We start from the raw sequence: 15902 nt of genomic DNA on the forward strand, positions 1-15902 counted from the left end.
GCATGGTGGCGGACCCGCGCTGAGTTGGGTCCGGGCGTCTAGCCTGTCGCACGCGCGAGAGGTAGCCCGGCCCCGACGAGGTCAGATCCGCAAGGTGAGAAACCAGACCAGACTAAAGGCCGCCGTCAGGAAGGCGGCAGAGGACACGAGCACGGCCACCTCTTCGCGGTGGCGCTGAACGAAGGTCTGAGAATAAGCAAGCATGACGATGACATCGACTGTGATCGGTTCATCCTCACGCCCGAACCTTGATCATTCGGAGGCAGACTGCGTCATCCACAGCGCCTGCGCGGCTAGTGTCGCCCTTCTGCCACAACCAGCGATAGCGGGGTCGCCATCGCTGGACCTGCTCGACGGTATCAAAACGCTCTTCGTTCCAAACAGACCGTCAGGCTTCGTGGCAGATCGATGTCAGGCCTGCCCGAGGCCTTTCTCGGCCCGGAAGACCGATTCCATTTCAAGGCGGAAGGCGATGGCGTGGTTGGACTCGTCGTACTCGACATCCGACCAACGAACGGGCTGGCCCGCCGCGACGGCGCCGCGCAGCTTGAGGCCATGGGCAAGGCCGATCGGCACCGCGCCGAGCTTCAAGGACGTCTCGGCAGGCACGACCTTGCCGTAGACGGTGTAGCCGCCTTCTCCATCCAGGGTTTCGCCGGCTTTCAAGCTGCGCTTGGAGATGGCGATGACATCCCCGCGCCAGTCGTTCGTAGATCCGGTCGGTTCACCGCGCGTCGCGATGCTGGCGACCGACGTCCCAAGTTCCAGCCCGATCAGGTGGTAGGGCTTGTACATCGCCGCATAGCGACCGGACTCATCGGTCTTCAGACCGTATTGCTGGAAGCAGTCGATGACGTATGGCGTCGGCGCCTCGAACACGGCGTAGACGCCCCAGCGCAGGTCGCGGAAGACAGGACGTCCATCGCGCTCGACGGACGAGATCACCTCGACCGTGCCCTTCCTCGGCAGGATGCCCCCGTCCGACACCGGACGCAGTAACGTCGGGAGATCATCGACGCCGCAGGCCGGAAAGGCGAGGCCGTCATCCGGCGGGCTGAGGTCACATCCATTGGCGACCGCCGCCATTTCCAGCGCGGACTTTGTGCCGTCGAGGAAAGAATTGAACATCTGCGGGTTGAAGTCGCCGCCCGCGACCTGAGCCTCGCTGAACCCGTAATGGCCCCACACCGTATCCGGCGTCGACTGGTGATAGACCGGCAGATACTTGGTGCCCTTGCCGGCGCAGACGACATCCAAGCCGATGCAGCGTGCCCAATCGACCAGTTCGGCGATGAGCGCGGGCTGGTCGCCGGAGGCCATGGAGTAGACGATTCCCGCTTGTGCAGCCCGGCGAGCGAGAAGCGGACCGGCAAGGGCATCCGCTTCGACATTGACCATGATGACGTGCTTGCGGTGCTCGCAGGCGGCCAGCACGTGGCGAATGCCGGCGGCGGGACTGCCGGTCGCGTCGATGATAATGTCGATGAATGGGCTTGCGATCATCGCTGCCGTGTCATCGGTGACGAACGTCCTCTGAGAGCGGGCCGCCTCCTCCAGCGAGCCGACCTGAAAGCGTTCGTCGCTCCACCCCACGCGGCGCATGGAGTCCTGCGCATGGGAGGGCGAGAGGTCAGAGACGCCGACGAGGTGGATGCCTGGCGTCCGCCACGCCTGCGACAGGAACATAGAGCCGAACTTTCCGGCGCCGATCAGTCCGACGCGGGCGGGCCTGCCATCGGCCGCACGCTGCTTGAGCTTGGCGTACATCGACATCGCGTTCCTCCACCGACGGGCCGGGATCGCGATGGGACCCCTGTTTTGTGTGGCTGCCGTTCGAGAAGTGGCTTGTAACGACGGGCATGGCTCGGGAGAATGCGGACCGGAGCAAGCTCGATGTGCGTGAATTCCAGGAAGCCGCGGTGACCGGACCCGACTTCGACTGGAATGATCTTCGCTCGTCCCTGGCCGTCGTTCGGGCGGGGCGCCTGACGGTCGCAGCGGTGCAGTTGGGAGTCGATCACTCGACACTCAGCCGTCGCATCACGTCCCTCGAAGGCGCCTTGCAGGTGCGCCTGTTCGACCGTTTGCCCAAAGGCTATGTCCTGACGGAAGCCGGGCTGAATTTGGTCGGCGAGGCGGAAAGGATCGAGGCGGTCGCGCTCAGGATCTCGTCCGACCTCATGGAGGCCAAGGCGCAGATGTCCGGTCCCGTCCGGGTCGCGACGCCGGAAGGTTTCGGCAGCTACGTGCTGGCGCGGCACCTCGACAAGATGGCCGAGCGGCATCCCGGCTTCACCCTCGAACTCATCGCCGATCCGAGCGTCGTCAGCTTAACTCGGCGTCAGGCCGACATCGCCGTCACGATGGAACGGCCGGAAGCGGGTCCGCTGCGGGCGCAGAAGCTGACCGATTACGAGTACGGCCTGTACGGGACGGATGACGCCATTGCCGCGCATGGCGCGGCGGGGGAGCTCGATCTCGATGCCATCAGGCTTATCGGCTACATCCCCGATCTGCTCCCGACCTCGTCGCACGACTACCTGAGCGAGGTCGGCCGGGTGCGGCAGGCCGACCTGCAGATGTCCAACATCATCACACAACTCTCCGCGACCTTGAGCGGCTATGGCCTCTGCATCCTGCCCTGCTTCATGGCCTCGCGGCACGCGGTCTTGCGGCGCATCCTGCCCCGGCAGGTGAGGTTCATTCGCTCGTACTGGCTCGTCACCCATGTGGATGCGCGCGCACCGGCCCGCACGCGGGCCATGGTCGCCTTCCTGCAGAATATCGTCCGTGCGAACCGGACCCTTTTTCTCCCGTCCGAAACCAATTGAACGAATTCGCGCTGAATCGGACGGATTCGGTCAAGCTTGCCATTGAGCGAGGAGCCCGACGCCCTCATCACGAGCCACGCTCAGGGAGGCCGTCCGGTCACGTCGATGTCGAAGGCGACAGAAGAAGGCGCTGAAGCTCTCCGTCTGCCGATCCCCTGCCACCGGTTCGATCCACCCCCGGATCGCCAGCGGTTGGGTCGCGCGTGGCAGGAGCACATCGCGCCGGTCTTCTCAGTGAGTTTCCAGGCGGAGACGGATCTTTCGATTCCGATCGCGATGGTCTCGTACCATCTCGGCGATCTATTGGTCGGGGATGTGATCGCACCCGCCCATACCCTCGATCGTACCGACGAGATGATCGAGCAACAGGGGCTCGACCATATCCTTCTCCAATTCTACCGGCGCGGGCAAAGCATCGTCGAAACCGCCACGGGCACGAACCACGTGCTCGAGACCCAATGCGTGGTCTTCGATTTGGCGCAGCCCGTCCACATCGTCGCTGCGCCCGTCGACGCAACCAATTTGGTGATTCCCCGCGCGCTCCTGGAGGATCAGGGCTGCAAGCTTGACGGATTGCACGGCCAAGCCTTCGACCATGACGGCGATCCGTTCGGACGCCTGCTCCACACCTTCCTGGCCAATTTGGTGGCCTGCGGCGATCTTCTTCACCAACACGAAGCGGCTTCGACCGCCCGCGCCATCGTACAACTCGCCGGCACCTACCTGCGCGGGCGCCATGCCGTCTTGGGCAATGCCAACCTCAATGCGAGCATCCGCGTCAGGCGCCTGATCGAGCAATCGCTACACGATCCAAACCTGACGCCCAGCGTGATCGCGGTCCGCAGCGGGATGTCGCGCTCGGCCCTGTACCGGTTGTTCGATGAGAGCGGCGGCGTCGTCGCCTACATCCGCGACCGCCGCTTGATGAGGGCGATGCGGATCCTCGTGCGCGGTTGCCCCGGGGACTCAAAGCGCGTGAAGAAGCTCGCCTACGAGGTCGGCTTTTCTGATGAGCGGATCTTCCAGCGCGCCTTTCGGCGGCGGTTCGGCTTTGTGCCGAGCGAGACGACCTCGCTCCGCTTCGGTGATAGCGGACGGGAGGAGGGTGTCTCGGTGCTCAGGACCTGGATCGATTCATTGTAGGCCCGTGCCTGAAGCGGAATAGCGCGTTCGCTGGGTGCGCGCGTCTCGCTCCGTGATGACGATGTGGCCCGCCTCATCCAGACTCGTCAACACGCGCAGAACGAGCGCGTGCTCCACACCAAAGGTGCGGGCGAAGGCGCGGCTGTCGCCGGGCAGGCCGAGAGCCTCGGCCGCCAACACTCCCGCTTCCAGCGGCGGGAGATCGGGATGAGCGGCCGAAATCCGTTCGAGGGCGGCGACGAATGCCGCCTCGTCGGGCGCCTCGCTCATGCCGCCGCGCGGGCCTGAAGGGTCACGAGCACCGATTTTGAGGTCGGCGTGTCGCTCTTCTCGCCATAGGTCGAGAGGGGTACGAGCACGTTCAGCTCCGGGTAGTATCCCGCGAGGGAGCCACGGGGCATGTCGAACGGTACGACGCGAAAATCCTCTGCCCGGCGGATTGTGCCATCGTCGTGGACGCCGACGATGTCGACGCGCTCGCCGAGCCGATCGCGGATCTCCGCCAAGTCATCGGGATGGGCGAAGACCACGCGACGTTCGCCATAGACGCCGCGGTAGCGGTCATCCAAGCCGTAAATCGTCGTGTTGTATTGATCGTGGCTGCGGAAGGTCTGCAACACGAAGGTCTCGTGCGTTTTCTTGGCGGCCTGGTGCTCCGTCTCGATGGGGAGGGAGGCCGCTGAAAAATTGGCACGCCCGGACGCGGTCTCGAAGACACGCTCGGCCGCAAGGTTGCGCAGCATGAAACCGCGAGGCTTCCGCACGCGGGTGTTGTAGCCGGTGAACCCTGAAATCGTGGCGGCGATGGCGTCTCGGATCCGGTCGTAATTCGCAGTGAAGCCCGCCCAATCGATGGAGGCGGAGCCCACCGTCGCCTGCGCCATCCCGGCGATGATGGCGATCTCCGAGCGCAGGTGTTTGGACGCCGGCTTGTTAATGCCGCCCGAGCCGTGGACCATGCTCATCGAATCCTCGACGGTCACGATCTGGATCTTGCCCTCAGCGTTCCGGTCGATCTCGGTGCGACCGAGGCAGGGCAGCAGGTAACCGACCGCGCCGGGCACGAGATGGGCGTGGTTGAGCTTCGTGGCGATATGCACGGTGAGGCGGCAGGACGCCAACGCCTTGGCGACAACCGGCGTATCCGGCGTCGCGCGCAGAAAGTTGCCCCCGAGGCCAATGAAGGCCTTCGAAGTCCCGTCCCGCATGGCGCGGATGGAGGCCAGAACGTTGTGCCCGTGCTCACGTGGCATCGGCAGCCCGAAATGCCGCTCCAGCGAATCGAGAAAGGCCGCGGGCGGGCGCTCGTTGATGCCCACCGTCCGGTCGCCCTGAACGTTGGAATGGCCGCGCACCGGGCAGAGGCCCGCGCCGGGTCGGCCGATATGGCCGCGCAGGAACAGGAGGTTGGCGATCTCCCGGATCGTCGCCACCGAATGGCGGTGCTGGGTGACGCCCATGGCCCAGGTCGCGATGACGCGCTGCGCTCCGAGATACACATCCGCCATTGCGGTGATCTCGCCGAGGGTCAGGCCCGACTGGTCGAGGATCGCCTCCCACGCTGTTGCCTCGACAACGGCGCGATAGGCGTCGAACCCGTCCGTGTGGTGCGCGAGGAAGGCCCGATCCAAGATGGAAGGACGCCCGGCCGCCAACGCCTCTCCGTCGCGCTCGAACACGATCTTGGCGATGCCCCGGAAGGCGGCCATGTCGCCGCCCGAACGCGGTTGGAGGTAATGGCTCGCGATGGGGCGGCTGGCGCCGCGCAGCATCTCGACGGTGTTCTGCGGATCGGCGAAACGCTCAAGGCCGCGCTCGCGCACTGGGTTCAGCACCACGACCTTGGCCCCGCGCTCGGCGGCCCGGCGCAGGTCGCCCAGCATGCGCGGATGGTTGGTGCCTGGGTTTTGACCAACGCAGAAGATCGCGTCCGCCTTCTCGAAATCTTCGAGGAGCACCGTCCCCTTACCGACGCCGATGGCCTCGCCGAGGGCGACGCCGCTGGCCTCGTGGCACATGTTCGAACAGTCGGGGAAGTTGTTCGTGCCGTAGGCGCGGGCGAACAACTGATAGAGGTAGGCCGCCTCGTTCGAGGCGCGGCCGGACGTGTAGAACTCGGCCTGGTTCGGGCTATCGAGGCTGCGCAGGGTCGCGCCGATTTCGGCGAAGGCGTCGTCCCAGCTGACGGGCAGATAGCGATCGCTCGCCGCGTCGTAGCGCATCGGGTGGGTGAGGCGACCCTGGCCTTCCAGGGCATAATCGCTCCAGCCCCGCAACTCGGTGAGAGTGTGCTTGGCGAAGAAGGACGGCGGCGTGCGCTTGTCGGTCGCTTCCCAGGAAACCGCCTTCACGCCGTTCTCGCAGAACTCGAACGACGAACCATGCTCGGGGTCGCCCCAGGCGCAACCGGGACAATCGAAGCCATCGGGCTGGTTGGCCTTCAGCAGGGCGCGCGCACCGGTGAGCGGTGCCCGGCTTCCGAGCAGGTGCTTGCCGCAGCTCTTCAGAGCGCCCCAGCCGCCTGCGGCCGAAGAACGCTTGGAAGACCCCTCAGACTGGGCCATGAACTGTCCTGAACTTGCTGACGCGAGCAGTCTCGCAAGCGCGAGATAAGCGTCTCCGCGCAGCGCTCACAATGGCGTGCGCGCGCAGGCCCCTCATGCACGTAGCACAGGCTAAGCCTCCACACTGTATAGTTTTTCTAAGGTGGTTCGCCCTAAAGCGTCGATCAGCCGACTGAACGATGACCCTGCATTAACCTAGCATTTACCAGTTCATGAGTAATTGAAGCGTCGCTGCGGCTCCGAGGCCTCGGAGCCGAACGGCAAGCGGCCCGATCCACCATAGGTGGCTCGGGCCGCGCCTCGTTTGGGTCACCGGCTTCCCGGCCCAGGGGCGAGCCCAGCGAGGGTGAACAGATCGACCGACAGCTTGGCACCGATGACGAACGCGTCGGGGATGTTCTTGCGGACGAAGGGAAACCGCGTCTAGTCTGGGTTGATGATGTACTGAAGGTTCGGCGTCAGACGGATCGCGGGGGTGATCTGGATGCCGTAATTGAGCTCCATCATCACCTGTTGCTTCGGGATTGACCGGAACACCCCAAGGCTGTTCTGCGCGAGCGTGATATTCGACAGAGCAAGTGGGCTGAATTTCTGCGTGTTGATGACGAGGCCAACCGTATCGAAGGGTCGCCCGGCGAAGGTGCCTGTTTGCAGGGCGCCGACTTCGAGGAAGTAGTCTTCGACCAGCCGTCCCGACGTCCCCGCCATGGCGACGCCGAACAGGGTCAAGCCCTGGATACCGCTCGGATCGGGCCGCCAGACCATTTGATCGAACCGGGCGTAGACACCGGAGCGTCCGAACCGGGTCTGTGCCGGGAGGCCCGTGAGCACCGCGGCCCGGCCGGTCACGTCACGCACCGGATCGGCATAGTCGGAGGCATCGTACCAGCCGCCAATGCCGTAATTGCGGGGGAGGACATCGTTCGCGAAGGTCGTCGAGTAGCCGAGCTCGAACGGCACGATCGCACCCGTCGCGCCCTTCAAGGAGAAATCCAGGCCGTTATCGCCGGGTTGCTGATGCAGCGGGTTCACCTCGTAGGCGCCGGCATGAAAGAAGATCTTGTCCGTCAGCCATGCCTTGGCATGCGCGCCCCAACTGGACACCGGCCAGAAGGTGAAGTTCGAAGTCTTGAAGACAAAGGTCGGATTTCCGCAGGCGGAATTCGATTGAAAATTGCAATAGATCGGTGAGTTCAGGAAGGCGATGTTGGCGACGAGGCGACCAACTTCGAAATCCAGGCGATTGTCTAACAGCTTCTGCTGATACGAGAACAGCGTCAGCCGGGTCGTCTGACCGCCACCGAAGATCTCCTGCACACTCGTGTTGTTGCCGATGAAATCGTTCGAGAGGCTTCGGCCGTGGCGGTTCGTCACCGCGATGTGAAACGATCCGCCATCGATCCCGGCGAGGCGCTGCAGGTCGCCGTCGATGCCGAAGAAGAGCTGGCCGGCATAAGCCGAACCCTGGCGCAGACCACCAACCGGGTTGATGGCACCCTGGCCCGTATAGTTTGCCAGCAGGCTCAGGCCGTTGCCGAGGTCGAAGGTCCCGGGCGGAAGGGTCGGCGGCGTGGCGGTTTGCCCGAGGGTATCGGCGGCACCCGCGGCGCTTTCGGCGCCGCTGATACCCTGACCGTCAGGCCGGGGAGGCGGTGGACGGGTGGCTTGCCGCCGCAGGATCGGCGCCACCGCCGTCCCGGGAACGGCCAAGCCGATGGCCGCATTTTGCGCCCACCCGGACTGCGGCATCGCTACAGCGAGCCCGAGCGCGATCGTGACGTGTGTCGCCAAACCTCGCATCGTGAATCCCCCTCCTCGTGTTCGTGTTGGTCGTCGGGCGCGATCGTTCGCCGGGCTCCGGTGGTTCTGGTGCTTCAGGCTGCTTGCTTCTTGAGGAGGCCCGCCAGCATGGCGGTGACGAGGGTGCCTGCGGCGAGCGCGAGGACGGCGCCGAGCGGGTTCGTCACGGCATTCGGGATCGGCAGAACGAACAAGCCGCCATGGGGCACCTTCAGGGTCACGCCCAGGGTGAGGGCCAGCGCCCCGGCCACGGCCGAGCCCGCGACGAGAGAGGGGATCACCCGCAGTGGATCGGCCGCCGCGAAGGGAATCGCCCCCTCGGTGATGAAGGCCGCGCCGAGCACCGCCGCAGCGCCGCCCGCCTCGCGCTCGGGCTTCGTGAACCGGGCCGGGAAGAGCCGCGTCGCCAGGGCGAGGCCGAGGGGAGGGGTCATGCCGCCGAGCATCACGGCGGCCATGGGCGCATCGACCCCGGAGGAGAGCAGGGCCGCCGCCGAGGCATAGGCCGCCTTGTTGATCGGGCCGCCCATATCGATGGCCATCATGCCGCCGAGGACCAGGCCGAGGACGAGGGCACTGGCTCCCTGCATGCCCTTCAGCCAGGCCGTCAGCGCCGACAGGACCGCCGCCACCGGCACGCCGACGACGTAGATCATGAGCAGGCCGGTGATGGTGGTGGCGAGCAACGGCAGGATCAGGACGGGCTTCAGCCCTTCGAGATTCTTGTGCAGCCGGATGTGCTGATTGAGGAAGCGCGCGGTGTAACCGGCGATGAAGCCCGCCGCGATGCCGCCGAGGAAGCCCGCCTGGAGGTTGGCGGCCAGCATGCCGCCGATCATGCCCGGCGCGATGCCGGGCCGGTCGGCGATCGAATAGGCGATGTAGCCCGCAAGCGCCGGAACGATGAGGGCGAAGGCCCCCTTGGCGCCGATCTGACCGAGGGCATAGCCGAGCGTCCCCTCATGCCCGGGCGCCATGGCGTCGATGCCGCCTACGGCGAAGGCGAGGGCAATGAGCAGGCCGCCCGCCACCACGAAAGGCAGCATGAACGACACACCGGTCATCAGGTGCTTGTAGGCGCCCGCCTTTTGCTCGGCCGTTTCCGCCTTATCGGCGGCGGCCTCGGTGGTCCCGCCCGCCGCCTGCATCTGCGCCTCGGCGAGGGCGGTGGCGATGAGGCCCTTCCCATCGCGGATCGCGGCTTTGGTGTTGGTGGCATAGAGGCGCTTACCGGCGAAGCGCGCCCGATCGACACCGGTATCGGCGGCGATCAGCACGATATCGGCCGCCGCGATCTCTGCGGCGGTGAGCGTATCACGCGCGCCCACAGACCCCTGCGTCTCGATACGGATCGAATGGCCCAGCGCGTCGGCTGCCGCCTGCAAGCCTTCCGCCGCCATGAAAGTGTGGGCGATGCCTGTGGGACAGGAGGTGATCGCGACAATGCGCTTCGTCCCAGCCGTCGCCATTGCCATCGGAGTGTCGACAAACCCCGAGAGGGCACGGTCGAGTACGGCGTTCACATCCGTGAGGACGTCCGCGATCGCCGCCCGCGCCCGGTGCAGCGCACCGAACCGGCCTTCCCCGAGATCGCCGGATCCGACCAGTAGTACCGCGCCCGCGTTGCGAATGGCTTCGTCGGGCAAGGGATTGCCGCCGGGCGCGCCGCGCAATTCCAGTGCAATCGGCTGGTTTCGCCGGTCGGCAGCCTTGCGGAGCGCTTCGAGGGCGAGAACGGCATGCGTGGAGAGGTCACCGCCTCCGACCACCGCCAGCAACTGAGCCATGGCTTCCTCCCTGTCTTGTTTGTTGTGTGGTGGGGTCAGTCGAGCATTCGGGTGCGAACGGCGCGCATCAGCGCCTCGACGGTCGCGCGCGGCGGCAGGTTCGCCCCCGCCTGGGTGAGCTTTCCAGCCGCGAAAGCCATGGCGAGCCGTGCGGTATCGTCGAGGCCGAGGCCGGCGCGGAGTGCCGCCACCAGACCCGCGACCAGGGCATCCCCGGCGCCGACCGTGCTCGCGACGTCGATGGCGGGCGGGTGGGCCAGCAAAGCACCCTCCGTCGTCAGGAACAGCGCTCCCTCCTCGCCGAGGGATACGACGACGGCGGGAATGCCCCTCCCGCGCAGGGCCAGGGCAGCCCCGTGGACGTCGCCGAGCGTCGGCAGATCACGCCCGGCCCATTCTTCCAGTTCGTGCCGGTTCGGTTTCACAGCGTCGGGCAGTGCGCTCGCCCCGGCCGAAAGAGCTGCCGCGAGGGGTGGCCCCGAGGCATCGAGGAGCACACGCGCACCCTGCGCCTTCAGACGGGCGGTGAGGTCTGCATAGGTCGAGGGCGGTAAGGCGCCGGGCAGGCTGCCGGCCAGAACCACCCAGGCCTCGCCGGACGAGACCTCATCGAGAGCGGCCAGAACCGGGTGAAGGTCGGCCTCGGTGACGGCAAGTCCGGGCAGGTTGATGTCGGTCGTGTCGCCTGTCCGCTTGTCGAGGAGCTTCAGGTTCGTCCGGGTCTCTCCGGGGACACGCGTAAAGCGGTCGGCGATGCCCTTGGCGTCCATCACCTGCACGAAGGACGCAGCGTTATCGGCCCCGAGAAGGCCGGTGGCGGTGACGGGCAGGCCCCAATCGGCGAGGCAGCAGGCGACGTTCACGCCCTTGCCGCCAGCATGGGAGCGCACGGCGCTCGCGCGGTGAACCGTGCCGGGCTCCAGCCCTTCGAGGACGACCGTCTGGTCGATCGCCGGGTTCAGCGTCAGGGTGACGATCGCGCTCACGCTGCGTCTCGCGCGCTGGCGGCAGGATCGAGGGCACGGACCGCGGCGGCATCCTCCTGCTCGCAGGCCTGACTCGCCAGCGCCCGCAACTCGCGGATGTCGGCGCCGCGAAGCCGCGCCTTCACGCCGGGGACATCGCGCGGCGTCATCGACAGTTCGTGGACCCCAAGCCCGGCGAGCAGGCAGGCGCCGTAGGGATCGCCCGCGATCCCGCCGCAGACGCCGACAAAGCGCTTGTGCCGGGCGGCGCCCTCGCAGGTCATGTGGATCAGCCGGAGCACCGCCGGGTGCAGAGAATCCGCTTCGGGAGCGAGTTCGGTGTTCTGCCGGTCGATGGCGAGCGCGTATTGCGTCAGGTCGTTCGTGCCGATCGAGAAGAAGTCGCAATAGCGGGCCAGCGCATCCGCCTGAATCGCGGCGGCGGGCACCTCGATCATGATACCGAGCGGCACGTAGGGCGCGCCGATCTCAGTCCGGATCGCCTCCGCGATGAAGCGCAGCCGCTGCACCTCAGGCACCGAGGTGATCATCGGCATCATGATGGAGAGAGGAGCGTGCTGTCCCGACGGCGCCGCCGGGTCGATATGGTCCCTGGCGGCCCGGTAGAGAGCGCGCAGTTGCGGCTCCATCAAATCCGGTCGCCGCAGCAATAGCCGCGCGCCGCGCACGCCGAGGAAAGGATTCTCTTCGTGCGGCAGGTGCAGATGCGCCACCTGCTTATCGCCGCCGATATCGAGGGTGCGCACGATCAGCGGGCGGCCGTCGAGGGCCTTCAGCATGCCCGAATACGTCTCGTACTGATCGTCCTCGGAGGGCGTGTCGCCGCGCTCCAGGAACAGGAACTCCGTGCGCATCAGGCCGACGCCCTCCGCGCCCTGATCGAGGGCAAAAGAGACCTGCTCGGGGTTGTTGACGTTGGCGCCGATGGCGATGTCATGCCCATCCCGGGTGCGGGCGGGGAGGGCACGTTCGCGGGCTTCGTCCTCGGCACGCTTTCGCTGGCGCTCACGCCACGCCTGAGCGGAAGCGATGTCGGCTTCGCTCGGGTCGAGGTAGAGGCGGCCGGTGCTGCCGTCGAGGATCGCCATCGACTGGTTCGGCAGCGCCAGCAATCCCGGCCCCCCCGCCACCGTAGCGGGAATGCCCAGGGTTCGCGCCAGGATCGCCGTATGAGAGGTCGGGCCGCCCTGAGCCGTCGCGAGGCCGATGACGCGCGAGGGTTCGAGCCCGGCCGTATCGGACGGCGCGAGATCCGTCGCGATCAGGATGCAGGGCTGGTCGGGCAGATCGTGGCCGCTCTTCAGAGCCGGATCGATCTGCGCCAGCACACGGCGGCCCACATCGCGCAGATCCGCCGCGCGGCCCGCCAGGACCGGATTGCCCAGTGCCGAGAGCTGACCGGCCAGACGGTCCACCGCCATGTGCCATGCGAAGGCGACCCCGTGTCCTTCCACCATGAGTTGGCAGGCGAGAGTGATCAGGTCGGTGTCGGCGATGAGTTCGGCCTGAGCCCGGAAGATCCCGGCATCGGCTTTCCCGAGGCGCCGCTCAGTGTCGTCGGCCAATGCCTTGAGTTGATCGCCCGTGGCGGCGAGCGCGTGATGGAGCCTGTCGGCACCGCTGGTCAGCGGCTCGGGCTGGTCGGGCACGCTCACCTCGGCGCTGGCGAGCACGTGAATCGGGCCGATGCTGATGCCGGGGCTGGCGCCGATCCCCGCAAACACCTTCGGGGAGTCTGACGGGTTCCACCCGGCGACGGGACCGGCTGCCTTGGCGGCCGCCTCGGCCGCGCGCTGCGCCGCCGCCTTCTCCCCCGTGCTGAGGCCGGTCACCGCCGCGCAGATCCGCGCCAGGGCGCCGGCCTCGTCATCGCCTTCCGCAGAGATCGTGACGTGATCGCCGCAATGCAGGCCGAGTTGGAGCAGGCCGATCAGGCTCTTGGCGTCTGCGACCTGGGATTCGTGGCGGACCTGAATGCGCGCCGAGCAGGTCTTGGCGACCTCCACCCAATGCGCGGCGGGTCGGGCATGCAGCCCGGTCGGGTAATCGACGGTCCAGTCGAAGCGCTGGCGCAGATCGGTCGCCGGGCCGGCTGCGCCGATAGTGGTATCCTGCGAAAGCGCGTCGGCGATCTCGGATTCACGGGCCGTGCTGCGCAGCTTGTCCAGCCGGGCCTCGTCCTGGATCAGACGGGTCAGCCGCCGCAGGACCGTGATGTGCGTATCGGATTGTGCCGCGATGGCGACGACGAGATGCGCCACCTGTCCATCGTGCCAGAGCACGCCCTCGGGCACCTGCAACACGGCGAGGCCGCTATGGCGGACGAGGTGGCGATCGTCGACCATGCCGTGCGGAATGACGACACCGTGGCCCAGATAGGTGTTCGACACCGCTTCGCGGCGTAGCATGCTCTCGCCGTAGGCTGCATCGATGCAGCCCGACGCAGCGAGAAGCTGCGCGGCTTCGCGGATCGCCTCTTCCTTTGTGGCCGGTGAGGCCGCGAGGCGCACGAGAATGCGCGGAGAGAATGTCGGCGTCGGCGCGAGCATGGCGTGCTCTCCTCCCGTCACGACTGGCGGATGGTTTGCCGCCTTGATCGTTGATCCATTGAAAACGTTTTCAGTGAACCTGTCAACGCTCTCCGGTGGCAGCAGGTTGGGGATGCGGTTGCGCAGGTCGGGGGTCAGTGGCAAACAGGCTGTAACGGCGCTGGAAACGTTTCCTGAGTGGTAACACGATGAAGGTGGGTATTCGTGACGTGGCCCGTGTGGCGGGCGTCTCGACGGCGACCGTGTCCCGCGCCCTCGGCCGTGGGCCGGTGAGCGAGGCGCTGCGCGAGCAAGTAGAGGCCGCAGTGCGCACCACCGGCTACCGGCCGAACCTCTCGGCCCGGCGGCTCCGCTCGCAGGCGACTCAGACGATCGGCCTGATCGTCGCGGATATCCGCAACCCATTCTTCACCGCGGTCAGCCGCGCCGTGGAGGATGCCGCCTTCGAGGCGGATATGCGGGTGATCCTCTGCAATACAGACGAGGATCAGGTGCGCGAGGCGATGTATCTACGCCTCATGGAAGAGGAGCGGGTGACGGGTGTCATCTTCGCTCCGACCCTCGCGACCACGAAGGCGTTGAGCGAGCACACGTTCGACTTCCCGGTCGTGCTGATAGACCGTTCCGGCCCGCCCGGCGCCTATGACAGCGTCGTCCTCGACAACATGAGCGCCTGCGCGACACTGGTCGATCATCTCGTGGCGCAGGGCCATGCGAGGATCGGCGGCCTGTTCGGCTCCACCAGTTCCACCGCCGCAGAGCGGCGCGCGGGCTATGAGGCGGCCATGCGGCGGCACGGGCTATCGCCACAGGTGCGCAGCGTCCCTCCGAACGCCGCCGCGGCCATGGCGGAGGTCACTCGCTGGCTCGGCGAGAAGGACAGGCCCCAGGCGCTTGTGGTCTCGAATGGTCTCATCCTGATGGGCGCGGTGCGGGCGGCCCGTGCCCTCAACCTGACCCTTCCGCGCGACCTTGCCCTCGCTGGTTTCGACAACGAGCCCTGGACCGAACTCGCCGAGCCTGGCTTCACCGTGATCGAGCAGCCGGTGGCCGAGATCGGGGCGCAGGCGATGCGGCTGCTGTTCGAGCGGATCGACCGGCCGGATCAGCCGGTGCGCAAGGTGGTTCTTAGCGGGGCTCTCGTTCAACGCGGTTCGACCCGGGCGGCGAAGGGCTGACCTCGTCCCGCACGATATCGAGGAAGTTCGCGATTAGCGGCTGCGCGTTCTCCCGCACCCACAGGGCGTGTACGTCGGCGCAAATCGGTTTCCCCTTGAGAGGACGATGCACGACGTCCTCGTGCGCGAGGCGCCCGACGAATTCTGGAATGAACGCGATCCCGAGCCCTGCCGCCACGAGACTCGTCAGCGATGTCGCCTCGACAGCCTGGTGCGTGATCTTGGGCTGAAAGCCTGCCTCGACGCAGCAGGTCCAGATGTCCTTCGCAAAGAGCGAGTCGGAGAGGCGGAAGAAGACGAAACGTTCTTCGCTCAGATCTGCGAGGGCAATGGAGGCCGCCTTGGCGAGGCGGTGACCTCTGGGAAGCACGAGGCTGACATTCTCCCGCCACGCCAATGCGGTGGCGAGGTCGGCCTCGTCCGGTGGGCTACGGAGAAAGCTGATATCGGTCTGGCCTGCTTTCAGCATCGCGATCTGCCGGTCTGGCGACATCTCGTGGATACGCAGATCGACATCCGGGTAAGCCTCCGAGAAGTCGCGGATCGCGCGTCCAAGGGGCCCGGCGAGCATGGAGCCAGTCAGCCCGACATTGACGATGCCCGCCCTACCAGCACCAATGGCGCGGGCCCGGTCGATGGCCTCGCCGGATTTGTCGAGGATGAATAGCGCTTGCGCATAGAAATCGTGGCCCGCCCGCGTCAGCGTCACGCGACGGGTCGTACGGTCGAAGAGGAGCGTGCCGACCTCCGCCTCGAGGTCGCGGATCTGCTGGCTGAGGGGCGGTTGCGCCACCCCCAGGCTCTCGGCAGCGGCCGTGAAGCTGAGATGCCGGGCGACCGCCACGAAGTAGCGCAGGTGCCGCATTTCCATTGCGCGAAACTCATATCTAAAAAGTATAATTTGAGATTTATCTGATATTTGACGTCTTAATCAACCGGAACCATGGTGCCGCAGGCGGCTCCGACGACTCATCGGGCTGCACGATAACACCAGTGACGGACGCGCTCTCCATCGTCGTCGCCGACGAGGGCAGGGGCTTGAACCGGATCACACGGTCACCCTG

11 protein-coding genes and 1 pseudogene are annotated in these 15902 nt (G+C 66.4%); 3 read left to right on the plus strand and 9 right to left on the minus strand.

From position 1 onward, the window contains the following. Positions 1 to 81 precede the first annotated feature (81 nt). Both J4O73_RS06885 and J4O73_RS06890 read right to left on the minus strand, forming a co-directional pair. On the minus strand, positions 82 to 204 hold the full coding sequence (locus J4O73_RS06885) for a hypothetical protein (RefSeq protein WP_426215819.1): 123 nt from the start codon (positions 202 to 204) through the stop codon (positions 82 to 84). A 207-nt stretch (positions 205 to 411) separates the two neighbouring features. Then, a complete protein-coding gene (locus J4O73_RS06890; protein ID WP_426215822.1) occupies positions 412 to 1773 on the minus strand; it encodes an NAD(P)H-dependent oxidoreductase in 1362 nt (453 codons plus the stop codon). A gap of 146 nt (positions 1774 to 1919) precedes the next feature. Here J4O73_RS06890 and J4O73_RS06895 point away from each other — a divergent pair, with 146 nt between their 5' ends. Both J4O73_RS06895 and J4O73_RS06900 read left to right on the plus strand, forming a co-directional pair. Next, the gene (locus J4O73_RS06895; protein ID WP_426215824.1) at positions 1920 to 2831 is read left to right on the plus strand and encodes a LysR family transcriptional regulator; all 912 of its coding nucleotides are present in this window, start codon (positions 1920 to 1922) and stop codon (positions 2829 to 2831) included. 105 nt (positions 2832 to 2936) lie between these two features. Beyond that, positions 2937 to 3974, plus strand: a complete 1038-nt coding sequence (locus tag J4O73_RS06900; RefSeq protein ID WP_426215826.1) for a helix-turn-helix domain-containing protein — start codon at positions 2937 to 2939, stop codon at positions 3972 to 3974. On the opposite strand, the gene J4O73_RS06905 is transcribed toward J4O73_RS06900, so the two are convergent. From J4O73_RS06905 to ptsP, 6 genes and pseudogenes are all read right to left on the minus strand, one after another. Further along, a complete protein-coding gene (locus J4O73_RS06905) occupies positions 3966 to 4244 on the minus strand; it encodes a hypothetical protein (protein WP_426215828.1) in 279 nt (92 codons plus the stop codon). The two genes, J4O73_RS06900 and J4O73_RS06905, sit on opposite strands and share 9 nt — an antisense overlap. Continuing rightward, a complete protein-coding gene (locus J4O73_RS06910) occupies positions 4241 to 6538 on the minus strand; it encodes an FdhF/YdeP family oxidoreductase (protein ID WP_426215830.1) in 2298 nt (765 codons plus the stop codon). The genes J4O73_RS06905 and J4O73_RS06910 overlap by 4 nt, the downstream gene beginning before the upstream one ends. Positions 6539 to 6847: 309 nt before the next feature. Then, positions 6848 to 8338, minus strand: a pseudogene (locus J4O73_RS06915) (carbohydrate porin). Positions 8339 to 8412: 74 nt separating this feature from the next. After that, a complete protein-coding gene (locus tag J4O73_RS06920) occupies positions 8413 to 10125 on the minus strand; it encodes a fructose-specific PTS transporter subunit EIIC (protein WP_426215832.1) in 1713 nt (570 codons plus the stop codon). Between the two features lie 35 nt (positions 10126 to 10160). Then, a complete protein-coding gene (gene pfkB / locus J4O73_RS06925; RefSeq protein WP_426215834.1) occupies positions 10161 to 11111 on the minus strand; it encodes a 1-phosphofructokinase in 951 nt (316 codons plus the stop codon). Further along, positions 11108 to 13660: a phosphoenolpyruvate--protein phosphotransferase gene (gene ptsP / locus J4O73_RS06930; protein WP_426215836.1), complete on the minus strand. Its 2553-nt coding sequence runs from the start codon at positions 13658 to 13660 to the stop codon at positions 11108 to 11110. The genes pfkB and ptsP overlap by 4 nt, the downstream gene beginning before the upstream one ends. Positions 13661 to 13848: 188 nt before the next feature. On the opposite strand from ptsP, the gene J4O73_RS06935 reads away from it, so the two are divergent. Beyond that, on the plus strand, positions 13849 to 14838 hold the full coding sequence (locus tag J4O73_RS06935; RefSeq protein WP_426215838.1) for a LacI family DNA-binding transcriptional regulator: 990 nt from the start codon (positions 13849 to 13851) through the stop codon (positions 14836 to 14838). Here J4O73_RS06935 and J4O73_RS06940 read toward each other — a convergent pair. Continuing rightward, positions 14789 to 15709, minus strand: a complete 921-nt coding sequence (locus tag J4O73_RS06940; protein WP_426215840.1) for a LysR family transcriptional regulator — start codon at positions 15707 to 15709, stop codon at positions 14789 to 14791. The genes J4O73_RS06935 and J4O73_RS06940 overlap by 50 nt on opposite strands. Positions 15710 to 15902: the final 193 nt, after the last annotated feature.

The organism is Methylobacterium sp. NFXW15 (assembly GCF_049887755.1).
Classification (GTDB): Bacteria; Pseudomonadota; Alphaproteobacteria; order Rhizobiales; family Beijerinckiaceae; genus Methylobacterium.